General features: G+C 69.9%; 27 protein-coding genes. 11 read left to right on the forward strand and 16 right to left on the reverse strand.

Annotation, left to right across the window (positions count from 1 at the left end):
* Positions 1-17: 17 nt before the first annotated feature.
* The 5 genes from CSEG_RS01750 to CSEG_RS01770 all read right to left on the reverse strand — a co-directional run bounded on the left by CSEG_RS01750 (position 18) and on the right by CSEG_RS01770 (position 2635).
* Positions 18-527: a F0F1 ATP synthase subunit B gene (locus CSEG_RS01750; protein WP_013077534.1), complete on the reverse strand. Its 510-nt coding sequence runs from the start codon at positions 525-527 to the stop codon at positions 18-20.
* 10 nt (positions 528-537) lie between these two features.
* Positions 538-1077 carry a F0F1 ATP synthase subunit B family protein gene (locus CSEG_RS01755; RefSeq protein WP_013077535.1) on the reverse strand — a complete coding sequence of 180 codons (540 nt, stop codon included), beginning with the start codon at positions 1075-1077 and terminating at the stop codon, positions 538-540.
* A gap of 135 nt (positions 1078-1212) precedes the next feature.
* On the reverse strand, positions 1213-1437 hold the full coding sequence (locus tag CSEG_RS01760; RefSeq protein WP_004615714.1) for a F0F1 ATP synthase subunit C: 225 nt from the start codon (positions 1435-1437) through the stop codon (positions 1213-1215).
* Positions 1438-1484: 47 nt separating this feature from the next.
* Entirely contained in the window at positions 1485-2246 is a 762-nt protein-coding gene (locus tag CSEG_RS01765; RefSeq protein ID WP_013077536.1) for a F0F1 ATP synthase subunit A, read from the reverse strand.
* Between the two features lie 5 nt (positions 2247-2251).
* The gene (locus CSEG_RS01770; protein WP_013077537.1) at positions 2252-2635 is read right to left on the reverse strand and encodes an AtpZ/AtpI family protein; all 384 of its coding nucleotides are present in this window, start codon (positions 2633-2635) and stop codon (positions 2252-2254) included.
* A gap of 359 nt (positions 2636-2994) precedes the next feature.
* Here CSEG_RS01770 and CSEG_RS01775 point away from each other — a divergent pair, with 359 nt between their 5' ends.
* Both CSEG_RS01775 and CSEG_RS01780 read left to right on the forward strand, forming a co-directional pair.
* Positions 2995-3384, forward strand: coding sequence for a DUF6481 family protein (locus tag CSEG_RS01775; RefSeq protein WP_013077538.1), 390 nt, complete (start codon positions 2995-2997; stop codon positions 3382-3384).
* Positions 3385-3451: 67 nt separating this feature from the next.
* Positions 3452-4231: a TSUP family transporter gene (locus CSEG_RS01780; protein WP_013077539.1), complete on the forward strand. Its 780-nt coding sequence runs from the start codon at positions 3452-3454 to the stop codon at positions 4229-4231.
* A 140-nt stretch (positions 4232-4371) separates the two neighbouring features.
* Here the strand turns inward: CSEG_RS01780 and smc are convergent, their stop codons facing one another.
* From smc to CSEG_RS01800, 4 genes are all read right to left on the reverse strand, one after another.
* Positions 4372-7815 (reverse strand): chromosome segregation protein SMC, encoded by a 3444-nt coding sequence (smc, locus tag CSEG_RS01785; protein WP_013077540.1) that lies wholly within the window; start codon positions 7813-7815, stop codon positions 4372-4374.
* Between the two features lie 17 nt (positions 7816-7832).
* Complete coding sequence (locus tag CSEG_RS01790; protein ID WP_013077541.1) at positions 7833-8453, reverse strand: thioredoxin domain-containing protein; 621 nt, start codon at positions 8451-8453, stop codon at positions 7833-7835.
* Positions 8453-9070 (reverse strand): DsbA family protein, encoded by a 618-nt coding sequence (locus CSEG_RS01795; RefSeq protein WP_013077542.1) that lies wholly within the window; start codon positions 9068-9070, stop codon positions 8453-8455. Before CSEG_RS01795 ends, CSEG_RS01790 begins: the two co-directional genes overlap by 1 nt.
* A gap of 136 nt (positions 9071-9206) precedes the next feature.
* Positions 9207-9749 (reverse strand): DUF721 domain-containing protein, encoded by a 543-nt coding sequence (locus CSEG_RS01800; RefSeq protein ID WP_013077543.1) that lies wholly within the window; start codon positions 9747-9749, stop codon positions 9207-9209.
* A gap of 48 nt (positions 9750-9797) precedes the next feature.
* Between CSEG_RS01800 and mutY the strand changes: the two genes are divergently transcribed.
* Positions 9798-10877, forward strand: coding sequence for an A/G-specific adenine glycosylase (gene mutY / locus CSEG_RS01805; RefSeq protein ID WP_013077544.1), 1080 nt, complete (start codon positions 9798-9800; stop codon positions 10875-10877).
* A 161-nt stretch (positions 10878-11038) separates the two neighbouring features.
* Here the strand turns inward: mutY and CSEG_RS01810 are convergent, their stop codons facing one another.
* Positions 11039-12115, reverse strand: coding sequence for a site-specific DNA-methyltransferase (locus CSEG_RS01810; RefSeq protein WP_013077545.1), 1077 nt, complete (start codon positions 12113-12115; stop codon positions 11039-11041).
* 87 nt (positions 12116-12202) lie between these two features.
* A complete protein-coding gene (locus tag CSEG_RS01815; RefSeq protein WP_041538144.1) occupies positions 12203-12850 on the reverse strand; it encodes a ribonuclease HII in 648 nt (215 codons plus the stop codon).
* A gap of 65 nt (positions 12851-12915) precedes the next feature.
* On the opposite strand from CSEG_RS01815, the gene CSEG_RS01820 reads away from it, so the two are divergent.
* The 5 genes from CSEG_RS01820 to CSEG_RS01840 all read left to right on the forward strand — a co-directional run bounded on the left by CSEG_RS01820 (position 12916) and on the right by CSEG_RS01840 (position 17118).
* Entirely contained in the window at positions 12916-13821 is a 906-nt protein-coding gene (locus CSEG_RS01820) for a glycoside hydrolase family 16 protein (RefSeq protein ID WP_013077547.1), read from the forward strand.
* Positions 13822-13915: 94 nt separating this feature from the next.
* Entirely contained in the window at positions 13916-14458 is a 543-nt protein-coding gene (locus tag CSEG_RS01825) for a hypothetical protein (protein ID WP_013077548.1), read from the forward strand.
* 98 nt (positions 14459-14556) lie between these two features.
* On the forward strand, positions 14557-15186 hold the full coding sequence (locus CSEG_RS01830; protein ID WP_013077549.1) for a cytochrome b/b6 domain-containing protein: 630 nt from the start codon (positions 14557-14559) through the stop codon (positions 15184-15186).
* A gap of 10 nt (positions 15187-15196) precedes the next feature.
* Positions 15197-15694: a helix-turn-helix transcriptional regulator gene (locus CSEG_RS01835; RefSeq protein WP_041538145.1), complete on the forward strand. Its 498-nt coding sequence runs from the start codon at positions 15197-15199 to the stop codon at positions 15692-15694.
* A gap of 161 nt (positions 15695-15855) precedes the next feature.
* Entirely contained in the window at positions 15856-17118 is a 1263-nt protein-coding gene (locus CSEG_RS01840) for an MFS transporter (RefSeq protein ID WP_227878911.1), read from the forward strand.
* 220 nt (positions 17119-17338) lie between these two features.
* Here CSEG_RS01840 and CSEG_RS01845 read toward each other — a convergent pair whose 3' ends face one another.
* Both CSEG_RS01845 and CSEG_RS01850 read right to left on the reverse strand, forming a co-directional pair.
* Positions 17339-17839 carry a cupin domain-containing protein gene (locus CSEG_RS01845; protein ID WP_041538146.1) on the reverse strand — a complete coding sequence of 167 codons (501 nt, stop codon included), beginning with the start codon at positions 17837-17839 and terminating at the stop codon, positions 17339-17341.
* Positions 17840-17938: 99 nt separating this feature from the next.
* Complete coding sequence (locus CSEG_RS01850; RefSeq protein ID WP_013077553.1) at positions 17939-18532, reverse strand: DNA-3-methyladenine glycosylase I; 594 nt, start codon at positions 18530-18532, stop codon at positions 17939-17941.
* Between the two features lie 127 nt (positions 18533-18659).
* On the opposite strand from CSEG_RS01850, the gene CSEG_RS01855 reads away from it, so the two are divergent.
* Complete coding sequence (locus tag CSEG_RS01855) at positions 18660-19082, forward strand: hypothetical protein (protein ID WP_013077554.1); 423 nt, start codon at positions 18660-18662, stop codon at positions 19080-19082.
* On the opposite strand, the gene ygfZ is transcribed toward CSEG_RS01855, so the two are convergent.
* Entirely contained in the window at positions 19079-19873 is a 795-nt protein-coding gene (ygfZ, locus tag CSEG_RS01860; RefSeq protein ID WP_013077555.1) for a CAF17-like 4Fe-4S cluster assembly/insertion protein YgfZ, read from the reverse strand. The genes CSEG_RS01855 and ygfZ overlap by 4 nt on opposite strands.
* Positions 19874-19982: 109 nt before the next feature.
* Here ygfZ and CSEG_RS01865 point away from each other — a divergent pair, with 109 nt between their 5' ends.
* Both CSEG_RS01865 and CSEG_RS01870 read left to right on the forward strand, forming a co-directional pair.
* Positions 19983-21137: a glycosyltransferase family 9 protein gene (locus tag CSEG_RS01865; RefSeq protein WP_013077556.1), complete on the forward strand. Its 1155-nt coding sequence runs from the start codon at positions 19983-19985 to the stop codon at positions 21135-21137.
* A gap of 64 nt (positions 21138-21201) precedes the next feature.
* Entirely contained in the window at positions 21202-22536 is a 1335-nt protein-coding gene (locus CSEG_RS01870; RefSeq protein ID WP_013077557.1) for a dihydroorotase, read from the forward strand.
* Positions 22537-22672: 136 nt separating this feature from the next.
* Here CSEG_RS01870 and CSEG_RS01875 read toward each other — a convergent pair whose 3' ends face one another.
* The gene (locus CSEG_RS01875; protein ID WP_013077558.1) at positions 22673-23899 is read right to left on the reverse strand and encodes an RNA polymerase sigma factor; all 1227 of its coding nucleotides are present in this window, start codon (positions 23897-23899) and stop codon (positions 22673-22675) included.
* 2 nt (positions 23900-23901) lie between these two features.
* Positions 23902-24252, reverse strand: coding sequence for a YciI family protein (locus tag CSEG_RS01880; protein WP_013077559.1), 351 nt, complete (start codon positions 24250-24252; stop codon positions 23902-23904).
* Positions 24253-24621: the final 369 nt, after the last annotated feature.

A 24621-nucleotide genomic window follows, 5' to 3' on the forward strand; every position in this document is an offset into this window, starting at 1 on the left:
CCCGATGTCGCGCGCCGCTATTGCAGCTTGGCGCCCATCTGGCCGATGGCGGCGTCCGCCAGCGGGTCGGTCTTGGCGCCGGCGAGGCGGGCGGCCAGCACGGTCTCGGCGGCCTGGGCGGCGAGATCCACCGCGGCGGCCTTCACGTCGGCGGCGGCTTGCGCCTCGGCCTGGGCGATCTTGCGCTCGGCCATCTCGGCGCGGCGCTTGATCTGCTCTTCGAGCTTTTCCTTGGCTTCCTCGGCCATCCGCTTGGCGTCGGCCTTGGCGGCCTCCATCATCGCGGCGGCCTGGCGCTCGGCTTCCTCGCGCTGGGCCTTCACATCGGCGAGCAGGGCCTGGGCCTCTTCCCGCAGTTGCTGGGCTTCGTCGAGCTCGGCCTTGATCTTGGCCGAGTAGTTGTCGAGCGCGCCGAACAGCGCGCCCGGCAGGACCTTCAGCGCGAACAGCAGGCCGAAGAAGACGACCAGAGCGACCAGAACCCAGAATTCCGGGTTCGAGAGGCTGAACAGGGATTCGTGTTCCATCTTCAGTCCCTTAGGCCAGGGCCGACTTCAGCTCGGCGGCGGTGGCCGCCTTGCCGGTCAGCTTTTCGACGATCGCGCCGGCGGTGTCCTGAGCCACCACGCGGACCTGGCTCATGGCCTGGTCGCGAGCGGTCTGGATCGAAGCCTCGGCCGCGGCCAGCTTCTCGGCCAGGACGGCCTCTTCCTTGGCCTGACGCTCGGCGGCTTCGGCCGAAGCCTTGGCCTTGGCGTCCGCCGCGGTCTTCTGGGCCTTGGCGCGCGCCTCGGCGACCTCGGCGGCGGCCGCGCGAGCTTGAGCCTCGGCCTCGTCCTTCAGGCGACGGGCGTCGGCGATGTCGCCGGCGATCTTGGCGCCGCGTTCCTCGATCGCGCCGCTGACGCGGGGCAGGAGGCCCTTGGACAGCACCGCGTAGAGCACGGCGAAGATGAGCAGGAGCCAGACGATCTGGCCGCCCCAGTGCTCGAATTGCAGCTGCGGAAGACCGCCGCCGCCTTCGTGGCCCTGAGGGGCTTCCGTCGTCTCGGTCGTGCCGTGATGTTCCGTCGCCATGGGCGAAGGCGCCTCTCAGCTAGAGCGTCTTCCGGGGCGGGCCAGGATCGGCGCCGCGTGCGGGAGAACGCGAGATCACAAAAGACAAGGAGCGCGTGCGTTTCCGATGAAACGCCGCGCTCCCGGATGGCTTGATTACGAGAACAGGATCAGGAAGGCGATGACCAGGGCGAAGATGCCCAGGGCTTCCGTCAGGGCCATGCCCAGGAACAGCATCGGGCGCTCTTGAGCGGCGGCCGTCGGGTTGCGCAGGGCGCCTTGGAAGTAGTTGCCGAACATCACGCCCAGGCCCACGCCCGCGCCGATCATGCCGAGCATGGCCAGACCAGCGCCGATGTACTTAGCAGCAGCAGCGTCCATGATTGAGACTCCTTGAGAAGGGTATTGGTTGAAAGACTAAAGGTTGATCAGTGGCTGTCGAGGTGCACGACGTCGTTGATGTAGACGCATGCGAGCACCGCGAACACGAAGGCCTGGAGGAAGGCCACCATGAACTCGAGGGCCGTCAGGGCGACGACCGAGGTCAGGGCCAGGGCCGAACCGGCCCAGCCCAGCACGCCGAGACCGCCCAGGGCGATCACGAAGCCGGCGAAAATCTTCAGCACCACGTGGCCGCCCAGCATGTTGCCGAACAGACGAAGGCCCAGGGTGATCGGACGGATCAGGAACGACAGGATCTCGATCGGCACCAGCAGGAAGTACAGCGGCCACGGCACGCCCGACGGGGCGAACAGCTTGAAGAACTTGATGCCGTTCTTGGCGAAGCCGACGGCGACCACGGTCAGGATGACCATCATACCCAGGGTCAGGGTCACGGCCAGCTGCGAGGTCGCGGTGAAGACCAGGAACATGCCCTGCATGTTCATGAACAGCACGAACGCGAACAGCGTGAAGATAAACGGCAGGAACTTCTTGCCGTCGTGGCCGATGATCGATTCCGCCAGCCCGTCGACCAGGCCGTAGAGCATCTCGCCCACCGCCTGCAGGCGGCCCGGCACCACGGCCTTGCGTGCGGCCAGGCTGTAGAAGCCGATGATCAGCAGGGCGGCCGACATCATCGCGGCCACGGAATTGGTGATCGAAAGATCGATCGCGCCCAGGCCCGGAACGGTCACGGTGGGCAGTTCCACGATCTTCTGGATCTGGAACTGGTGCATCGGATCGGCCATCGGCCCTAGTCTCTCTTCTGCTTGGGGACGGTAGGCCCGTCTCCCGTGTCTCCGTCGACCTTCCCCGGAACCGGAGACGGGGCCGACGCCTGCGCGCTCAGTTTCATCGCCTTGCGGACGATGGAGAAAATCGCGATCCCCAGGCCGATCAGCAGACCGCCGACCATGCCCCAGGGGCTCGTGTGGACGTAGTGGTCGAGCAGCCAGCCGAAGCCGAGACCCACCAAAACACCCCCGATCAGATCCGCCAGCAGACGGTAGCCGTCTTGCTGTGCTCTTTCGGACTGGGCCTTCACCGGCTTTTCCGCCGCCCTCCGCGCCTCAAATGCGGCGAGCCGAGCGTCGAGGCTCTGCGGAGCCTTGTCGTTCGGTTCGTCGGCCTTGGGCATGGGAAGCGGCAGGTCCGAAAGCGCCGAGGACGCGCCATAAAAAAGCGCTTTTCCGGCCGGCTTGATCGGCGCGGAACCTATAGACCTCGCTGCGGTGCGTCAAGGTGACCGCTTCGCAAGGCAAGTGACCGAAATTCTTGAAGATTTCGCCTTCCCCTCCGTCAGGGAGGCAAAACCTTGCGCATTCTTGTCGTGGATGACGTAGCGAGGGTCTTCAAGAACGGGGACGCGTTCCTATCTAATCGGCGTTCTTTCACCGCCGCTCCCCCTAGGCACGGAGCGCCGGAGCCTCGATGACGCATTGATTTTTTCGTCGATCTGGGCTTTAGAGCCGCCGCCTCCAAATAACACGAAGATTCATGTCGCACCTGAAGAACACCGGATTCGCCGATCGTATTTCCGCCCAGCAGGAAGCCAAGAAGGCCATGCTGGCTAAGTTCAAGGCCAAGCCGACCGTCCAGGACCCCGATTTCGACAAGCGCGAGGAACAACGCGCCGCCGAACTCGAAGCCGTCCGCGCCGCCCGGGCCGAAGCTAAGGAAAAGGCCCGCCTCGAAGCCCTGGCCCGCCAGGAAGAGCTGATGGCCGCCAAGCGCGCCGAGCGGAAGGAGCGCAAGGCTCTGGAAGCCGCCGAGATGCGCGTGCGGAAGGAAGAGAAGGCCAAGGAGCGCGACGAACTGCGCGCCCTGGGCAAGACGACCAACAGCAAGCAGTCGCGCGCTCACCAGTGGGCGCACCTGCTGGGCTAATGATCAAGGGGTCCTTCGGGGCTCCTTTTTCTTTGCCTGATGCGTCGAACGGGACCATGAGCCGCTCATGGTTTCCATAGACGTCATCGCCACCCTGTTCGTGGTCGCCACGCTCGCCGGGGCGCTGGACGCCATCGCCGGCGGCGGCGGGCTCGTGACCCTGCCGGCCCTGCTGCTGGCGGGCCTCTCGCCCGTGCAGGCGCTGGGCACCAACAAGCTTCAAGGCGCGGTCAGCGCGATCTCGTCGACCAGCGCCTTCGCCCGGCGCGGCCTGATCGACTGGAAGACCGCCTGGCCGGTCGCGGCCGCGGCGGCCGTCGCGGGGCTCTGCGGCGCGCTTTGCGCCAGCTTGCTGTCGCCGCAGGTGCTGCGGGCGATCGTGCCGGTGCTGCTGATCGCCATCGCCCTCTATTTCGGCTTCTCGCGCGCCCTCAAGAGCGAGGACGTCACGCCGCGCATGGCGCTGGTCCCGTTCGCCTGCTTCGTCACGCCGCTGGTCGGCTTCTACGACGGCATCTTCGGGCCGGGCGCGGGGGCCTTCTACATGGTCGCGATCGTCACCTTGCTGGGCTACGGCGTGCTGAAGGCGACCGCCCACACCAAGCTCGCCAACGCCGCCAGCAACCTCGGCAGCCTGACCCTGTTCGCGCTGAAGGGCGTGGTCGTCTGGCCGGTGGGCCTGGCCATGGCCGCCGGCGCCTTCATCGGCGCGCAGGTCGGGTCGCGCCTGGCGATGCGGTTTGGTCCGAAGCTGATCCGGCCGCTGCTGGTGGTGATCTCGTGCGCGATGGCGGTGAAGCTGCTGGCCGATCCGGCCAATCCCATTCGCCAAGCGATCGGACTCTAGAGAGCGCCCCCTCCGTCACGATGCTTCGCATCGCGCCACCTCCCCCGTTCCACGGGTGAGGAGGAAGTTTCATCCTCCCTCGCGTAGCGGGGGAGGTGGATCGGCGCGGATACGCGACGAGACGGAGGGGGCGCTCGGCCCTAAGCCGCCACCAGCTTCTCGGCGGTGCTGAGGTCCACGCTGACCAGCTGGCTGACGCCGCGCTCGGCCATGGTGACGCCGAACAGGCGGTCCATCCGGCTCATGGTCACCGGGTTGTGGGTGATGGCGATGAAGCGCGTCTGGGTGCGGCGGCGCATCTCGTCGAGCATGTTGCAGTAGCGGTCGACATTGGCGTCATCCAGCGGCGCGTCCACTTCGTCCAGCACGCAGATCGGAGCCGGATTGGCCAGGAACACGCCGAAGATCAGGGCGCTGGCGGTAAGCGCCTGCTCGCCGCCGCTCATCAGGCTCATGCTGGCCAGGCGCTTGCCGGGCGGGCAGGCGTAGATCTCGAGACCGGCTTCCAGGGGATCGTCGCTCTCGATCAGCTTCAGCTCGGCCTGGCCGCCGCCGAACAGGGCCTGGAAGAGGGTCTGGAAGTTGGCGTTGATCACGTCGAAGGCGGCCAGCAGGCGCTCGCGGCCCTCGGCGTTCAGCTCCTCGATGCCGGCCCGCAGCTTGGTCACCGCGCCCGAAAGGTCGGCGCGCTCGGTGCGCATGATCTCCAGGCGACCGGCGTACTCCTGGGCCTCTTCCTCGGCGCGCAGGTTCACAGGCCCGATCGCGTCGCGTTCGCGCTCCAGGGCGAAGAGGTGGGCCTCGACGCCGGCGGCGTCCTTGGGCACGGCCACGGCCTCGCCGGCGACGTGGCGGCCCAGCTCCTCGGGCTCCATGCGGGCCTGCTCGCGGATCGCGGTGGCGACCTCGGCGTAGCGCTGCCGGGCGCCGTCCAGGTGGGCGACCAGCGCCGCCCGCTTCTCACGGGCCTCGCTGGCGGCCTGCTCGGCGGCCCGCGCGGCGCGGTCGGCGTTGATGCGGTTGGTCTCGGCCGTCTCCAAGGCGTCGCTGGCCTTGGCGCGGCGGGCCTCGGCGGCCGCGAACTCGTCCAGCAAAGCGAGCAGCCTTTCCTGCAAGGCGTCCGGCGCCTCGCGCGCGGCCTCCAGGGCGGCGGCGGCCTTCACGCGGTCGCCTTCCAGCGACTCCGTCCGCTTGGCGGCGGTCTCGGCGCGCTTGGCCCAGTCGGTGCGATCGCGCTCCAGGCTCTCCAGCCGGCGCTGGCGGCCGGCGCGCTCGCGGGTCTCGACGTCGAGGGCGGTGCGGGCGGCGCTGGCGGCCTCGCGGGCCTTGGCGGCGTCCTGGCGAGCCTGAGCGAGCCGAGGCTGCAGGTCGCCCGAGGTCTGGGCGGCGGCGTGCGCCTCGCGCGCCTGCGCCAAGGCCGCGTCGGCCTCGGCCTTCTCTGCCTCGAAGCGAGCGATGGTGTCGTCCAGCGACTGGGCGCGGGCGGCGCGCAGCGCCTGCTCACGCTCGAACTTGGCGACCTGCTCGCGGGCGCCGTTCAGCAGCCGTTCGGCGTCGGGCGGCCCGCGCCGCTTGTCGCGCAGCAGCTCCTCGACCGCCCGCATCCGGTCGGCGGCGGTCTTGAGGGCGGCGGCGGTGGCCTCGGCGCGCGGGGTCAGGATGTCGATCTCGGCCTCGACCTCGGCCAGGCGCGTGCGCTGCTCCAGCCGCACGGCGGCGGGCTTGGGCGCATCCGCCCGGGCGACAAAGCCGTCCCAGCGCCAGAGATCGCCTTCCATCGACACCAGACGCATCCCGGGCTTGAGCTCCTTCTGCAGCCGGTCGCCGTCAGCGCGGGCGACCACGGCCACGTGCGAGAGGCGGGCGATCAGTTCGGGCGGCGCCTTGACCAGCGGGACCAGGGGCTGAGCGCCCTCGGGCCACAGCGGCGACGAGACCTGGGCTCCGCCCCAATAGGACGGCGCCTTGGAATCGAGCGCGGCGTCGAGATCCTCGCCCAGCGCCGCCGCCAGCGCCGCGCCATAGCCCTTGTCGGGCGAGACGCTGTCGAGCGCGGGGGCGTGGCCGCTCTTGGCGCGCGGGGCGGTCAGCTGGGCCAGGCCCCGGGCCTCGGTGCGCAGGCGGCCCAGTTGGTCCTCGACGCTGCGGGCCAGTTGGCGGGCCTGGGCCTCCTGCTCGGCGGCCTTGACGCGCTCGGCCTCGGCCTCTTCCAGCGCCGCGCGGGCGGCGGCGAGGGCGGCCTCGGCGTTGGCGAAGCGCTGGCGGGCGTCGGCGGCGGCCGGATCGACCTCGGGACCGATGGCGGCGCGCTCGGCCTTGGCCTGGTCGAGGGCGCGATTGGTGCGGCTGGCGCGGGCGTCGGCCTCGGAGAGTCGCGCGGCGGCGGCGCGGAACTGCGCCTCCTCGGCGGCCACCCGGGCGGCGATCTGCTCGACCTCAGTCTCGGCGGCGGCGCGCGCCGCCTCGGCGGCCTTGGCGGCGGCCTCCAGCTCGGGGCCTCGCTCGGGCGCGGCGGCGACCAGAGCGCGGACCTCTTCGAGCTCGGCGTCGATGCGCGCGAGGGCGGCGGCGGCGTCTTCCTTGGCCTGCTGTTCACGGGCGCGGTCGGCCTCGATGCGGGCCAGGTCGCTCTTCAGGCGCTCGAACTCGGCGGCGGCGGCCTCGGCCTCACGCTCGGCGCGGTCCTTCTGGATGGCTAGCTGGCCGAGGATCGCCTGGGCGATGGTCGCCTCTTCCCGCAGCGGCGGCATGGCGGCCTCGGCCTCGGTGATCGCCACCTGGGCGGCGGCGCTGGCGCGGGCGGTCTCCTCGACCAGGCGCGCGGCCTCGGTCGCCTCGCGCTGGGTGCGCTCCAGCGTGTCGCGCGCCTCGGTCCAGCGGGTGTAGAGCACCGCGCCCTGCACGGCGCGGATCTCGGCCGACAGGCGCTTGTACTTCTCGGCCTGACGGGCCTCGCGCTTGAGGCGGTTCAGGGCCGTCTCCAGCTCCCGGGCCACGTCGTCCAGACGTGCGAGGTTGCTCTCGGCCGCGCGCAGGCGCAGCTCGGCCTCGTGCCGGCGGGTGTGCAGGCCCGAGACCCCGGCGGCCTCTTCCAGGATGCGGCGGCGGTTCTGCGGCTTGGCGCCGATCAGCTCGCTGATCTGGCCCTGGCGGACCAGGGCGGGCGAGTTGGCGCCGGTCGAGGCGTCGGCGAACAGGAGCTGGACGTCGCGCGCCCGCACCTCACGGCCGTTGATCTTGTAGGTCGAGCCCGAGCCGCGATCGATGCGGCGCACGACCTCCAGCACCGGGTCGTCGTTGAACTGGGCCGGCGCCGTGCGGTCGGCGTTGTCGATGGTCAGGGCGACGTCGGCGTGGTTGCGTGGCGGGCGCGCGCCGCTGCCGGCGAAGATCACGTCGTCCATGCCGCCGGCGCGCATGGCCTTGGCCGAGTTGGCGCCCATCACCCAGCGCAGGGCTTCCAGCAGGTTCGACTTGCCGCAGCCGTTGGGGCCGACGATGCCGGTCAGGCCCGGCTCGATCCGGAACTCGGTCGGCTCGACGAAGGACTTGAAGCCCGAAAGGCGAAGGCGCTGGAACTGCACGAGGCGGTCCCCGGATCTCAGCCCTTCGCCGCGACGGCGAAGGCCTTCGCCAGGGCGTCGAAGCCCGTGTCGCCCTCGATCGGCGCGCCGTTGACGAAGAAGGTCGGGGTCACCTCGATGTTCTCCTGGTTCAGCGCCCGGAAGAAGCGGTCATTGACGCCTTTCAGCGCGGCCGGGTCGTTCATCGCGGCGGCGAACTGGGCGTCGGTCAGCCCGTACTGCTTGCCGATCGCCTGCAGGCCCTCCCACAGCTTTTCGCTGCGATAGATCTCCTCCTGGCGTTGGAAGACGGTGCTCAGGACCTCGAAGTACTTGCCCGGAATCCGGCGCGCCAGGATGAACCCGGCGGCGGCGAACTCGGTCGGCGGGGTCAGGAACTCGCGGAACACGAACCGCACCTTGCCAGTGTCGACGAAGCTCTTGCGGACCTGCGGCAACACCTCCGTCCACCAGTGGGCGCAGTGCGGGCAGCTGGCCGAGGCGTAGGCCACCAGCTGCACCGGCGCGGTGGGCGAGCCCAGCACCATCTCGCCGGGAACGGGGGGCAGGGGCGCGGCGCGCGCGACGGCGGGGGCCGCCCAGGCCGATCCCGAGGCCGCCAGCCCTGCAGCAATCAGCGCGCGCCGGTCCAGCGTCATTACTTCGAGGCTTCCGCGATGGCCGCGTCCAGCTCGGCCAGGGTGCGCGCACCGCCCTCTTCCGGGCCGACCTTCTTGCCGTTGACGACGAAGGTGGGCGTGCCCTGGATCTTGGCTTCCTTGCTGTACTTCTGGACCCGATCGTTCAGCGCTTTCAGGCCCTTTTCGTCGGTCACGCAGGCGTTGAACTGCTCTTCGCTCATGCCGGCCGACTGGGCGACGGTCAGCAGGCCCTCGCGGAACTGGCCCGTCTGGAACATCTGGTGCTGGGCGCGATAGACCGAGTCCACCACCTGGAAGTATTTGTCCTTGCCGGCGCAGCGCGCCATCAGGAAGGCGGCCGCGGCCACCTCGTTGGGCGGGGTCAGGATCTCGCGATAGACGTAGTTGACCTTGCCGGTGTCGATATATTTGGCCTTGAAGGCCGGATAGACCTCTTCGTTCCACTGTGCGCAGTGGCTGCACGAGGCCGAGGCGTACTCGACGACCGTGACCTTGGCGTTCGGGTTGCCCTGGGTCATGTCGTCGGCGGTGACGGTCTCGCTCTTGGGACCGCAGCTGGCGAGGCCGGCGGCGAGCGCGGCGACAAGGGTGACTCGGCTGATCAGCGAACGCATCAAATGGCCCTTCGGCGGTCGATTGGAAACTTAAGCCCGATTCTCGCCCGGGAGGGAAAAGGGCTCAACGCTGACTAGGGCAAGAGCGCGACGACGCGGGTCTTGTCAATGGCCCGGACCGCTCGCGCGGAGGGGCTCAGCGGTTCGAGGACAGGACCCCGCGGCCCAGCTTCAGCAGCGCCTGCTTCAGGCCGCCGTCCGGCTGTTCGGCCAAGCTGTCGGCCAGCTCTTTCTCCAAGGCCGCGTCCAGCGGCGGCTTGCGGCGCGGGCGCTGGCCGACGGGCGCGGCGGCGGCTTTCACCGGACCCTGGACGATGCGCAGACGGGTGACCACGCCCTTGCCCAGCAGCATGTCGAGCCGGGCGGTGATCTGCGGCGCCTGGTGCTGGATCAGCGAGGCCACGGGGCCATCGACGCGAAGCTCCAGCGCGCCGCCTTCGCCGTTGCGGCCCTTGATGATCCGGACGGGCTCGGTGCGGCGGGCCAGGGTGTCGCCGACGATCTCGCGCCAACGGGACTGCAGGGCGGCCGGGCCCTGGCCAAAGCGGTTCTCGAGATCCTTGAGCAGCGGCGCCAGGCTTTTGCCGGCGGGCGGGGGCGGGCGGCGCTGCGGCTTCGTCCGCTTGGCGCGCAGGATCGCGATCGCTTCTTCCGGAGAGGGCAGGGGGCGGCGGGCCATGACGGAAGACTAGCACGCCCACCGTTCTTCGCGGTAGGCGAGGAGACGATGAAAGCCAGCGTCTCTCTTGACCGCGCCGCCCTCCGCTCAAGCCTGCTGGCTTGGTACGACCGTCAGGCTCGAACCCTGGCCTGGCGCGTCTCGCCCGACGAGCGTCGGGCGGGCGTCCGCTCCGATCCCTACCGGGTGTGGCTGTCGGAGGTGATGCTGCAGCAGACCACCGTGCCGCACGCGACGCCGTACTTCCTGAGCTTCACCCAGCGCTGGCCGACGGTGTCGGATTTGGCGGCCGTGGAGGACGGCGACCTGATGGCCGCCTGGGCGGGGCTCGGTTACTACGCCCGCGCCCGCAACCTGCTGGCCTGCGCTCGCGCCGTGGCCGACCAGCACGGCGGCGTCTTCCCGGACACCGAAGAGGGCCTGCGCGCCCTGCCGGGCGTCGGCGCCTATACGGCCGCGGCCGTGGCGGCGATCGCCTTCGATCGCGCCGCCAACGTCGTCGACGGCAATGTCGAGCGGGTGATGTCTAGGCTCTTCGCGGTCGAGACGCCGTTGCCCGACGCCAAGCCGGAGCTGAAGGCGCTGGCCGGCGACCTCGTCACCGACGAGCGCCCCGGCGACTGGGCCCAGGCGCTGATGGATCTGGGCGCGACCGTCTGCAAGCCGAAGGGGCCGCTGTGCGACCGCTGCCCTGTCTCGGCCTGGTGCGAGGCCTTCAAGGGCGGCGCGCCGGAGACCTATCCGCGCAAGACCAAGAAGGGCGATCGTCCCCGCCGCCACGGCGTCGCCTATGTGCTGACGCGCGGAGACGCCGTGGCGCTGGTCCGCCGGCCGCCGAAGGGGCTGCTGGGCGGGATGCTGGGCCTGCCGACCTCCGAGTGGCGGGCGACGCCGTATGACGACGCCGAAGCCGTCGCCGCCGCGCCGATCGCCGGCGCCTGGCGCGACTTCGGCGCGGTCGAGCACGTCTTCACGCACTTCTCGCTGACGCTGCGGGTTTTCGCGGCTGACAAGGCGGGAAACGGGGGCGCGAACGGCGGCGACTTTGTCTGGACCCCGCGCGAGGGCCTCTCGGCCCTGCCCAGCGTGTTCCTGAAGGCCGCGCGGGCGGCCGAGCGGCTGCTTTAAGAGCTGGCGGGGAGGCGATCCGCAGGGCGGATCAGTCGAACAGCCTTCCCGGGCCGCCCGACCGTCGAATTACGCCGACGCCCTTCCCCACAAAGCGTGCTGTTTTCCGGTTTGACGCATTTTCTGACGACGAACCGGTATCCACTTCGTCTGAAAATGCTTCAGTTCATCCCCGCCCGGACCTGGGCGCGCAGGACGTCGATCGGCGCCAGGCCCGCGTCGGTCTTGAAGTGCCAGTAGGTCCAGCCGTTGCAGGCCGGCGCGCTCTGGACCAGGGCGCCGATCTTGTGGATCGAGCCGGAGAGGTCGCCGACCGTGATCGAGCCGTCCGGACGCACCTTGGCGACCCGTTCGCCCTTGGCGCAGTAGAGGGTGTCGCCGGGCGACAGCAGGCCGGCCTCGACGATCGTGCCGAACGGCACGCGCGGCTCGGCGCGCTTGGAGCCCATGACCTCAAGGTCATGGGGGTTGATTGGAACGACCTTGGCGATGCGCTCCTTGGCGTGGCCCAGATACTCGGCCTCGCGCTCGATGCCGATGAACTTGCGGCCCAGGCGCTTGGCGGCCGCGCCCGTGGTGCCGACGCCGAAGAACGGATCCAGGATCACATCGCCCGGCTTGGTGGTCGACAGGATCACCCGATAGAGCAGGGCTTCGGGCTTCTGGGTCGGGTGGGCCTTCTGGCCGTCGGCCCCTTTGATGCGCTCCTCGCCGGTGCACAGCGGGATGGTCCAGTCCGAGCGCATCTGCACCTCGTCATTGGCCATCTTCAGGGCGTCGTAGTTGAAGGTGTAGCGCTTGGCGTTCTGGCTCTTGGAGGCCCAGATCAGGGTCTCGTGGGCGTTGGCGAAGCGGGTGCCCTTGAAGTTGGGCATCGGGTTGGACTTGCGCCAGACGATGTCGTTGAGGATCCAGAAGCCCAGGTCCTGCACCGCCACGCCGACGCGGAAGATGTTGTGGTAGCTGCCGATCACCCAGATCGCCCCATCATCCTTAAGAACACGGCGGGCGGCCTTCAGCCACTCGCGGGTGAACTTGTCGTAGGCGGCGAAGCTCTCGAACTGGTCCCAATGGTCGTCGACCGCGTCGACCTTGGAGTTGTCGGGACGCAGCAGGTCGCCGCCCAGCTGAAGATTGTAGGGCGGATCCGCGAAGATCAGGTCGACCGACTTCTCCGGCAGGGCGTTCATCTGCTCGATGCAGTCGCCCAGGATGATGGTTTCCGGCCCGAAGGTCATGTCCGCGTCCTCAAGAAAGAGAACGGAATCATGAGTCTTTCTAGTAAACGCGGTGTGTATGGACGTGGTTAGCGAGACGTAAACGGGCTACTCGGCCGCGTCCTCGAACGGCAGCTGCAGGTTCAGTTCGCCCGCCAGCGCGGCCTTGACCGGGGCCCAGCCCAGGCGGTGGATCGGCGAGGGGCCCAGCTTGACCAGCCCTTCGACGTGGATCCGCGCGTGATAGCCCTTGTGGCTGGCGAAGCCGTAGCCGGGATAGACCGCGTCCATCTCGATCATCAGCCGGTCGCGCGCCTCCTTGGCCAGGATCGAGGCGGCGGCGATCGAGCAGGACAGCGAGTCGCCCTTGACCACCGTCTTGATCTCGCACGGCAGCGGGAAGCGGTAGTTGCCGTCGACCAGGGCGATGGCCGGGGTCACCGACAGGCCCTCGATCGCCCGGCACATGGCGCGGCCGGTGGCGTGCAGGATGTTGTACTCGGCGATCTCCTCGATCGAGGCCATGTCGACGCACCAGGCGATGGCGACGGCCTTGATCTCCTCCTCCAGGGCCGCGCGGGCCTTGGCGGTCAGCTTCTTGGAGTCGTTGAGGCCCTTGGGCACCCGATCGGGATCCAGGATCACCGCCGCGGCGCTGACCGGACCGGCCCAGGGCCCGCGCCCAGCCTCGTCCACCCCGCAGACAGGCCCCTGTCCGCAGGCCATCTCCAGCATCATGTCGGGTCCGGGCCGCATGATCCGGTCTTTAGGCCGGTTCGCGCGGGATGGGAATGTCCGGCGGGCCGGACTAGGCTGGCCGCATGCGCGCCTTCCGATCGACCGCCGCCGCCATCCTGGCCCTCCTCGTCGTCCTCGCGCCGACCGCCGTCCTCGCCCAGACGGACGGCTGGCGACAGGTCTGGGCCGACGAGTTCGACGGCGACAGGCTGGACGAGACCCGCTGGACCCCGGCCGCCGACTGCGGCGGCGGGGGCAACAACGAGCGCCAGTGCTACGCCGCCAGTCCCGAGACCATCTCGGTCAAGGACGGCGTGCTGCGCCTGACGGTGGTCAAGCGCAAGACCAAGGGGTTGGCCAACCCCTGGGCGGGCCCGACGGGGCCCATGAAGACCGGCGACTACGCCTCGGGAAAGATCCTCACCCAGGGCAAGGCCAGCTGGCTGTACGGGCGGATCGAGGCGCGAGCGCGGGTTCCCGGCGGCCAGGGCGTGTGGCCCGCGATCTGGATGATGCCGGAGCTGTCGACCTACGGCGGCTGGCCGAGGTCGGGCGAGATCGACATCCTGGAGACGGTGAACCTGGGGGCGCCCTGCGAGCCGGTCGGCGACGCGTGCAAGGGCGGCCGCGAGAACCGCGTGTTCGGGACCATCCATTTCGCCGGCGACGGGACCGGCGCGCACCGGCAGGCGGGCGGGAGCACGGTCATGCCGCCCTCGGCGGACGGCTTCCACGTCTATGCCGTCGAATGGACGCCCGAGGCGATCGCCTGGTTCGTCGACGGCCAGGAGTACGCGCGGGTCACGCCCCAGGACTGGAAGCGCGACGACGCCGAGGCCGGCCCGGCCCCGTTCGACCGGCCCTTCCACCTGATCCTCAACCTGGCGTTCGGCGGGAACTGGCCCGAAGGCGCCAACGCCAAGGGCGTCGACGAGGCGGCCTTGCCGGCGACGATGGAAGTCGACTGGGTGCGGGTCAGCCAGCGCTAGAATAGGCTTAGGCGAGCGCTCGGGCTTGCAAAAGACGCGGAGCCTCGCTCTCCATGCCAGACCCGGCCAAGCGCGGCCTGAAGGGACTTTGTTGATGCGGTTCGTGACCAGCGCCCTGCCCATTGTTTGGCTTTTGGCCTCCGTCGCGGCTTTCTTCTTCGTGTTTCGCCCCCAGGCCCGCTGGGCGGTGGTCGCGACCTCCGGGCGCGCCCTGGCGGTGTTCCTGGTGGTCTTCCTGGGCGGCGGCGCCTTGATCGCGGTGTCGCGTCCCAAGGCGGAGGCCCCGCCGCCGCGGCCCAGGCTCGCGCCCGCCGTGCGCGCCTTGCCGGACCCCGTCCAGGTCCGCGCGCATCCCGAAAAGTTCTTGATCCTGGATGGCGTTCAGGCCTTCCGGAACAAGGCCGGCGATGTGCTGCTGACCGGCGGCGCCACCAATGTCTCAGGCCTGCCGATCTCAGACCCGCGCCTCTCATGCCGGATGACCAAAGGCCGCGCGAAGGCCGGAACGGTCTCGGCCGTCGCGCCCGGGACCATCCCGCCCGGCGGCAAGATGATCTTCGCCGCGATCAATCTCGGCCAGGCGTCCGGCGCCTGGGATAGCTGGACCTGCCAGGTCTCCGAGGCGCGGGCGTCGTAAGCAGCGGCTTATGGCGGGCCGCGTAAGCCGCCCGCCGATGGTCGTGTCGTCGGACCCGCCGCAGGTCTTCTCCCGTCATCAGCACGGGAGACCCCGACATGACCACGCCGACCGCCACCGCCTCGCCCCGTCGCTGGGATCCGGTGGTCAAGCTGACCCACTGGACCATCGTGGCGGCGATCCTCGCCAACGCCCTGATCACCGAGGAAGGATCCTCCGCGCACGTCTGGGTCGGCTACGCCCTGGCCGGGACGCTGGCCTTGCGCCTGATCTGGGGCGTCATCGGACCGGCCGAGGCGCGCTTCTCGGCCTTTCCGCCCAGCCCCGGCCGCGCTCTGGCGCATATCCGCGAGATCGCGGCGGGCAAGCGTAGCGAGCACGCCTCGCACAATCCGCTGGGCGCGCTGATGGTCTATGCGATCTGGAGCGTGCTGGCGGTCATCATCGTCACCGGCGTGCTGATGGCCAGCGCGCCGGCCGAGCCGAGGGGCGAGCCAGGCGCCGCGCCGCCCGCCGCGACCGCCGAGCGCCTCGAGCGCGAGGAGCACGAGGAGGGGGAGGGCCGCGAGGGCGGCGAAGAGCACGAGGAAGGGCCGCTGACCGAGGTCCACGAGACCGCCGTCAACCTGCTCTATGTCCTGATCCTGCTGCACATCGCCGGCGTGGTGTTCGAGGCGCGGCGCAGCGGCCGGCGGATTGTCTTGGCGATGCTTCCCGGGCGGCGCTAAGTCAGGGCCCATGATCAAGCGGCGGCGCGCTCTGGAACGCAGGATCACGATGATCGCGGTCGTCGTGATCCTTCAACTCGCCGCCACCCTGTTCTTCCTGGTCGATTTCACCGGCGACGTGCGCGCCGCCGGGATGGGCTCGCACCTCGTGGCCGAGGGCGGCGTGGCGTTGGCCTTGCTGGCCGGCGTGCTGTTCGGCGCGGCCCAGGTCCGCTGGCTGGTTCTGCGCGCCCGCCAGGACGAGGCGGCCGTGGCCGCCGCCAAGGGCGCGCTCGCCGACCTCGCCCGCCTGCGCTTTTCGGACTGGCGGCTAACGGCGGCCGAGGCGGACGTCGCCCTGTTCGCGCTGAAGGGCTGCGACGTCGCCGAGATCGCCGCCCTGCGCGGCGCGGCCCCCGGCACCGTCCGCGCCCAGTTGGCCCGCGTCTACGCCAAGGCCGGCGTCCGCTCGCAATCGGCCCTGATGGCGCTGTTCATGGAAGAGCTGGTGGAGACGGCGGCGGACTAGGGGCCAGCCGGCGTCAGCCGATGTCAGCAGCGTCTCGGGCGGCGATTGCGCTCGTCGATGGCCGCTGGCAGGGTCCCGATCCGTTCCAGAGAGGCGCCGTCTTGACCCCGTTCCACCGCCTGCTGGCCAACAACCTGGTCGCCAACATCACGAACTTCACGATGTGGTTCGCCGTGACCTTCTACGTCTATCTGGAGACGAAGTCGGTCTTCGCCACGGGCATGATCGCGGGCCTCTATCTGGTGCTGACCGCCGCCTGCGGCATCTGGTTTGGAAGCCTGGTCGACCATCATCGCAAGAAGACGGCGATGCTGGGATCCAGTCTTGTTTCGCTGGTCTTCTACGCGCTGGCGTTCGTGATCGAGCGCACCGCGCCTGACGGGGCCTTCGCCCGGGTGGACAGCCCGTGGCTATGGGGTCTGATCGGCTTGACCATGCTGGGCGTGATCGCCGGCAACGTGCGGACGATCGCCCTGCCCACGCTGGTCACCCTTCTGATCCCGGAGGATCGTCGCGACCGCGCCAACGGCCTGGTGGGCATGGTCAGCGGGATCGGCTTCCTGGTGACGTCGGTGATCAGCGGGTTCCTGGTCGCCTGGGGCGGCATGCTGTACGCTCTGATCTTCGCCCTGGCCTTCACCGCCCTCGCGCTGGCGGACCTTGTGACCGTGCCCGTGGACGAGCCGCGCGCCGCGCCCGCCCATGATGCGCCCGCCGCCCCCCGGACCGTCGATCTGGCCGGGACGATCCGCGTGATCGCCGCCGTGCCGGGGCTGTTCGCCCTGATCTTCTTCGCCTGCTTCAACAATTTCCTGGGCGGCGTGTTCATGGCGCTGCTGGACGCTTATGGCCTGTCGCTGGTCTCGGTTCAGACCTGGGGGCTGCTGTTCGGAGCTCTATCGGTGGCCTTCATCGCCAGCGGGATCGCCATCAGCCGCACGGGGCTGGGGGCGAACCCTCTGCGGACCCTGCTGCTGGTCAATCTGGGGGCCTGGGCGGCTTGCTGCGTCTTTACGCTGAAGCCGTCCATCGTGCTGCTGGTGCTCGGCTGTCTTGTGTGGATGGCGCTGGGCCCCTACGCCGAGGCGGCCGAGCAGACGACGCTGCAGAAGGTGGTGCCTTTGGAGCGCCAGGGCCGGGTGTTCGGCTTCGCCCAGTCCGTCGAGCAGGCCGCCTCGCCGCTCACGGCCTTTCTGATCGGGCCGCTGACCCAGTTCATCGTGATCCCGTTCATGACGAATGGCGCCGGCGCGATGGCCATCGGCGACTGGTTCGGGCGCGGCCCCGACCGTGGCATCGCCCTGGTCTTCACCGTGGCGGGGGTGATCGGCGTGATCGTGACGCTGCTGGCGTTCGGCTCCAGCGCCTATCGACGCCTGTCGGCGGCCTACGCCCAGGGCCAGGCCGCTGAGGCGGCGGCCTAGAGCCGGTCTCTGTTTGCGAGGCGCGCACCTGCCGGCCGAGGGACGGACGTCGCCCTCCTGGCGCTGCTGTTCATCGAGGCTGGCGTCGCGGGCGGCGTCGACCCTGGTCGGAAGCGCGCGAAACCCTCTCTCCATGAGAGAGGGGTTTTGAGCGCCCACAATCCACCCTCAACAATCCCTGAAGGCGGCGCGCCGCGAAACGAACGCCCGCCCCGATCCGTCACTTGCCGGCGGGCAGCTTGATCCCCAGCAGGACCAGTCGCTCGCCGGTGATCCCGAACCAGTGGGGCACGCCCGCCGGGACCAGGATGACGTCGCCGGCGGCCAGGGGCCGGGTCACGCCCCCTTCGATCCGGCTGCCCTCGACCAGGGTGGGGTTGGTGACCTTCGGATCGGCCATGGTCCCGCCCGAGAGCAGCGTGCCCGCGCCTTCCAGCACGATCGCATATTCCGCCTGGTCGGGGTGAACCGCCGGGCGGCCCGGCTTCTTCCAGATCTCGATCGCCGCCACATTGGCGCCGTCGCGGACCAGGGGGCGCCACATGAACCCCTGCTCGGGCTTCATCTCGGCGAGCATCTGACGCAGCTGCGCCTGGACGTCGGCCGCGCTGGCGAAGTCCTTCTGAGCGGGCGCCGGCGCGGGGCTCGTCTGAGCCGATGCGGCGCCTGAAGCCGCGGCCAGCATCAAGGCCGCCGCGCCGATCATGAAGGCTCTAGCCATGGTCCTCACCGTTTCTCTCCCCTAGGGCCTGTTTAGGCTTGGGGCGCACCATAGACGCGAATGTCCGCGCGCGCCTACGGCGGTGTCGCGGCCTTCGGCTCAGGGACGGTGTCCCAGCGCCTTGCACGCGTCATGGCGGAAGCACGTCACGTAGTGATCGTTGACCATGCCCGTGGCCTGCATGAAGGCGTAGACGATCACCGGCCCGCAGAACTTGAAGCCCTTGGCCTTCAGCGCCTTGGCCATGTCGACGGCCAGGGGCGTCTGGGCGGGGACCTGCGAGCCGTCGGGCCAGGCGTTCTGGATTGGCGCGCCGCCGACGATGTCCCACAGGAAGTCCGAGAAGTCCTCGCCGCGCTCGCGCATGTCGAGATAGATCCGCGCGCCCGAGATGGCCGCGTCGATCTTGCCGTTCGAGCGGATGATGCCGGCGTCGGCCATCAGCCGCGCCCGGTCGGTCTCGTCGAAGCGGGCGACCTTGTCCGGATCAAAGCCGGCGAAGGCGGCGCGGAAGGCCTCGCGCTTGCGCAGGATGGTGATCCACGACAGGCCGGCCTGGAAACCGTCCAGCACCAGCTTCTCCCACAGGGCGCGGCTGTCCCACTCGGGCACGCCCCATTCCTTGTCGTGATAGGCCTCGTAGAACGGGTCGCCGTTCATGCCGCGCCAGGTGCATCGGGTCGGTTCGGTCATGCGGTGACGCTAGCATAAAGACGGCGGCTGGCTAGAACTTTTCAGGAACATTCAACCGCTCGCGACGGATTGGCCGCACCGCCGCGTTCACTCGTCCGAGGGACTAGACCATCTGAAGGAGACGCCGATGAAGCGCCTCAAGACCTTGGCCGTGCTCGCGATGGCGGGCGCCGTGACCGTGGCGACGCCGGTGCTGGCCCAGCGCCACGACCATGACGGCAATCCGCCTGGACCGCGCGGCGGCCCCGGCACGAACTGGGAGAACCCGCCCGGCTGGCGCGGCGGTCCGGGCGCCTCGCCGGACCGGCGCTACTACCACTGGCGTGGCCAGCGGATCGAGTTCGTCTACCGCAGCGGCTACTACTACCACCCGGCCTACGGCTACTATCACCCGCGCTATGGCTGGTGGAACCAGGCCGCCCGGTGCTGGCTGGACAATGACAACAACCCGCCAGGGCCGCGCGGCGGACCCGGCACGAACTGGGAGAACCCCCCCGGTTGGCGCGGCGGCCCCGGCGCGTCGCCGGACCGCTACCGCCGCTGCCGCTAAAGGAGCGTCCAGGCCGGCCGGTCCACGGCGACCGGTCGGCCATCGACCGTCAGGTCGGCGCCGTCGATGCGGTCCAGGCGCAGCAAGGCCAGCGCCCGGCCGTCGCGGCCGCCCAGCACCTCGCCCGCCCGCAGCTCGCCCGCCAGCACCTCGGCCCCGAAGGCCGGCGGGGGCCCGTCGAAGGTGATCGGCAGCATGCGGTTCTTGATCGTCCCGCGCCGCTTCATGCGGCTGGTGGTCTCCTGGCCGACGAAGCAGCCCTTCTTGAAGTCGATCCCGGCCAGCAGGTCGAAATTGGCCTCGATCGGATAGGTCTTCTCCTCGCCCCAGTCGGCCGGGCCGGGGACGCCGAGCGCCAGGCGATGGGCGTCATAAGCGTCTTCATCGGCGTTGGCGGCGCGATCGTCATAGGCGCGCGCGCCCAGCGCCGGCAGGCGGGGATCGGCGTAGAGGCCTTGGCCGGCGACCGCGCCGCCGAACACCGCCGAGACGGGACGGTCGCTGGCCTCCAGCGTCACCTTGGCCCGCAGGCGATACATGGAGAGGCGCTGCAGCAGCGCGTCCCGATGGGCGGCCTGGACGTCCAGCAGGGCGCCGTCCTCGGTTCCCGCCACGAACAGGTCGTAGAGCAGCTTGCCCTGCGGCGTCAGCAGACCCGAAAAGCGCAGCTCGCCCGGGGCCAGGGTCTCGACGTCCTGGGTCAGCAGGCCCTGCAGGAAGCTTCGCCAGTCGGGGCCGGAGACGGCGATGACGGCGCGGGAGGTCAGGCGGGCGACAACGGGACTGCTCATGCCGCAGATGTGGCGCCGAGGCGACGCTCGCGCCAGTCCCGAACATCGTGGAAAGCTGAAGTGTTAACGTGGGATGCGCCGACTCGCCGACCGGCCTATAGATGGACCGATGACACAGCGGGCCTTCCCGATTCTCTTCATCACGGCGACGCGCATCGGTGACGCGGTGCTTTCGTCCGGCCTGATCAAGCTTCTCTCTGATCAAATCCCCAACGCGCGCTTCACGATCGTCGCCGGCCCTCTCGCCGCGCCGCTCTTCGCGCACGTGCCCGGTCTCGACCGGGTGATCGTGATGGAGAAGGGCAAGGGCAAGGGCCACTGGTTCAAGCTCTGGAACCAGGTGCGCCACAAGAAGTGGGGCCTGGTCGTCGACCTGCGCGGCAGCGCCACCGCCCTCTTCCTGCGCCGCGACAAGCGGGCGATCTGGAAGAAGACGCCCGGCGAGCCGGTGCACAAGGTGGTCGACGCCGCCCGCGTGCTGAAGCTCGAGGGCGAGCCGCCCGCGCCCTATCTCTACATCACGCCCGAGGTCGAGGCCCTCGCCGATGAGCTGCTCGGGCGGAATGGCGGGCAGGGCGGCGGACCGATCCTGGCTGTCGGCCCCGCCGCAAACTGGATCGGCAAGGTCTGGCCGATCGAGCGCTTCGCCCAGACCGCCGCCAAACTGCTCGACAAGGACGGACCGCTGGCGGGCGGCCGGCTGCTGATCCTGGGCGGGCCGGAAGACACTCGCATGGTCGAGGAGCTGCGGATGGCCTCGGCCCGCGGCCGCACCATCGACCTGACCGGCAAGGTCGATCTGCTGACCGCCTATGCCTGCCTGAAGCGGGCCAGCCTGTTCATCGGCAACGACTCGGGGCTGATGCACATCGCCGCCGCGGCCGGCTGCCCGACCGTCGGGCTGTTCGGCCCGTCGGACGAGCGTCGATACGGGCCCTGGGGCGACAAGACCGTCGCCGTGCGCGGCCCGCGCACCTTCCAGCAGTTCCTGGCCGTCGATCCGGATCTGTCCCAGGCCATCCGCCACATGAGCGACCTGCCGGTGACCACCGTGGTCCGGGCGGCCAAAGAGCTTCTGACGCGTGTGGCGACGCCCGCCGAGGTCTCGCCGCCGGAGCCGCTAGTCGAGGCGGTGGTCGAGACGGCCGAGCCGGAGACTTCCCCCTGGGGCGAACCCATCGAGGACGTCGCCGTCGACAGCCCGCCCGCGGCGCCGGCCGTGAAGACCGCCAAGAAGCGGACCGTCAAGCGCGACGCCGGCTAGTTCCGGGTTGCCTCGGGCGCGGGGCGGTCCTAGATCGCCGCAAACCTTCGCGAGGAGCCGCCCCATGACCCAGACCTTCGACCTGATCGTGCGTGGCGGCGAGGTGGTGAACCACGCCGGCCGGGGCTTTACCGACATCGGCGTGCGCGGCGGCAAGATCGTCGCGATCGGCGACCTCTCCCAGGCCAGCGCCGGCGAGGTGTTCGACGCGACGGGCCTGACGGTCCTGCCGGGCGTCATCGACAGCCAGGTCCACTTCCGCGAGCCGGGGCTGGAATGGAAGGAAGACCTGGAAAGCGGCTCGCGCGGCGCGGCCCTGGGCGGCGTCACCGCCGTCTTCGAGATGCCCAACACCGAGCCGACCACGACCGATCCGGACGCCCTGGCCGACAAGCTCTCGCGCGCCAAGGGCCGGATGCACACCGACCACGCCTTCTATGTCGGCGGCACGCACGAGAACGCCGCCTTCCTGGGTGAGCTGGAGCGCCTGCCGGGCTGCTGCGGCATCAAGGTGTTCATGGGCGCCTCGACCGGCAGCCTCTTGGTGCAGGACGACGAGGGCGTCGAGAACGTGCTGCGCCACGTCAACCGCCGCGCGGCCTTCCACTCCGAGGACGAGTACCGCCTGGCCGAGCGCCGCAGCCTGGCCCGCCCCGGCGACTGGACCAGCCACCCGGAGGTGCGCGACGCCCAGGCCGCCCTGCAGTCGACCCACCGCCTGGTCCGCATCGCCAAGAGCCTCGGCAAGCGCATCCACGTGCTGCACGTGACGACCAAGGAAGAGATCGACTTCCTGGCGCAGAACAAGGACGTCGCCTCGGTAGAGGTCACGCCCCAGCACCTGACCCTGGTCGCGCCCGAGGCCTATGAGCGCCTGAAGGGCTTCGCCCAGATGAACCCGCCGATCCGCTCCGCCGACCACGTGGCCGGCATCTGGCGCGGGGTCGACACCGGCGTCGCCGACGTCCTGGGCAGCGACCACGCCCCGCACACCCGCGAGGAGAAGGCGCGTCCCTATCCGGCCTCGCCGTCGGGCATGCCGGGCGTCCAGACCCTGGTCCCGATCATGCTGACCCACGTGGTCGACGGAAAGCTCTCGCTGGAGCGCTTCGTCGATCTCACCAGCCACGGCGTGAACCGCATCTTCGGCCTGGCCGACAAGGGCCGCATTGCCGAGGGCTTCGACGCCGACTTCACCATCGTCGACATGAAGGCCAAGCGAACGATCACCCACGACTGGATGGCCACCCGCTCGGGCTGGACCCCGTTCGACGGCTTCGAGGCCAAGGCCTGGCCCAAGGCGACGATCGTGCGCGGGATCGTGGTCATGCGCGACGACGAGGTGATCGCCGAAGGCCGCGGCGAGCCGGTGCGGTTCCTGGAGACGCTGGCGGGGTAGGGACGCCCCCTCCGTCTCGCCGCCTATCGGCGCCGATCCACCTCCCCCGTTTCACGGGTGAGGAGGCGACGTCTTCCTCCCTCGCGAAGCGGGGGAGGTGTCGCGATGCGGATACGCATCGTGACGGAGGGGGCGCTCACCCCTCTAGCGCGGTTTCCATCCGCCTACGGATCAACCAGCGCCGTTCGGCTTCGGCCGGACCCAGCGCCAGGGCCTGATCATAGGCCTCCAGCGCTTCCTCTCGCCGTCCCAACCGCGCCAACAGGTCCGCGCGCACGGCGTGAAGGGGCTGGAACCCCGCCAGGCGCGCCGCATCCAGCGCCTCCAGCTCGGCCAGCGCCGCCGCCGGACCGCAGACCTCGGCGAGCGCCACCACGCGATTGACCCGCACGAAGGGGTCATCGCCGAAACTCAGCAGGGCGTCGTACAGCGACAGGATCGCCGGCCAGGGCGGCGGCTCATCCAGCGTTCGCCGCGCGCACCAGGCGCTATGCAGGGCGGCGCGCAACGGGATCGGGCCGGGCGGTCCCAGGCTTCCCGCGCGGCGCAGCAAGGCCTCGCCCTCGGCGATCAGGTCGTCGCGCCACTTCGCCGGATCCTGTCGGTCCAGCGGGACCATCGTCCCCTCGGGATCGAGCCGCGCGGGGCGGCGGGCCTCGGCGTAGCGCACCAGCGCCGCGAAGGCCAAGGCGTCCTGCTCCCGCGGCAAGAGCTCGACCAGCACGGTGGTCAGGCCCAGCATCTCCTGGGCGAACCCGGCGTGCGGCCCTGCGCCGGCCGCGTCCTCGTGGGCGCGGGCGTAGGCGACCTCCAGGGTCGTGAGCACGGCGGCCAAGCGCTCGGGCCAGGCCTCGGGGCCGGGAACCTCGAACGATACGCCGGCCTCGGCGATCTTGCGCTTGGCCCGCGTCAGGCGCTGCAGCATGGCCGGCTCGGAGACCAGGAACGCCCGCGCGATCTCCTGCGCCGACAGCCCGCAGACCAGACGCAGGGTGAGAGCCGCGCGGGCTTCCGGCGCGACGGCCGGGTGACAGCAGACGAAGATCAGGCGCAGGCGCTCGTCGGGGATCAGGCGGGCGTCGGACGCCAGTTGGGCCTCGATCGAAGGCTCCGGCTCGGGCGCGTCCGGAGCCAGTCTGTGTCGAACACTCCGTCTGCGGATCATATCCAGAGCGCGCCGCCGCGCGGCGGCGTAAAGCCAGGCGGCGGGATCCAGCGGCGGGGCCGTCGGCCAGACCTCCGCGGCCTTGGCGCAGGCGTCGGCGAAGGCCTCTTCGGCGATGTCGAGGTCGCGGAACGCGGCCGCCAGGGCGGCGACGATCCGGCCCCCGGTCTCCCGAAAGGTCTGGTCCAGCGGGGCCAGGCCTAGTCCTCGTCGATCAGCGGCCGCACCTCGACCGAGCCGTCGCCGGCCAGCGGCACGCGCTTGGCCAAGGCCAGGGCCTCGTCCAGGCTGGCCGCCTCGACGATGTAGAAGCCGCCCAGTTGCTCGCGCGCTTCGGCGTAGGGGCCGTCGTGCAGGGCGTACTGGCCTCCCGTCTTGCGGGCGGTGGTGGCGGTGTCGCTGGTCTTGAGGCCGGCGCCGCCCTTCAGAATTCCCTTGGCCGCCAGCTCGCCGGCGAAGGCCCCATGGGCGGCCAGGATATCCTCCCAGGCGCGGCCATGGGTGTCGCGGAAGGCGTTTTCGTCTTCGAAGATCAGCAGGGCGTATTGCATTGTCATCTCCCGTCGAGCCCGCGACCATCGCGGCGCTTCGACCCCAGAGACGCGCCGGCTCGGACGGATTCGACAGCGGACGCCGAAAAATGTCGAGTGGGAGAAAGGCTTCTCCTCCCCCTGTGGGGGAGGGGGGCGAAGGACCGGAGGGGGAGAGGCAAGTTCAACAGAACTTCCCCCTCCGTCGGCTTCGCCGACACCTCCCCCGCTAGGGGGAGGATTTTAAGAGCGTTCGCGGCGCTCTATGATCCGCGTATCCGGAATCGAACCGAACGATTTCAATCACTTCTCACTTTTACACGCCGCTGGATCATCCGCGTTGAAACCCATTCCATACTGATCTCACCCGATGGCTTGGAAGGGACGTCC

It is taken from the genome of Caulobacter segnis ATCC 21756 (genome assembly GCF_000092285.1).
In the GTDB taxonomy this organism is placed as follows: Bacteria; Pseudomonadota; Alphaproteobacteria; order Caulobacterales; family Caulobacteraceae; genus Caulobacter; species Caulobacter segnis.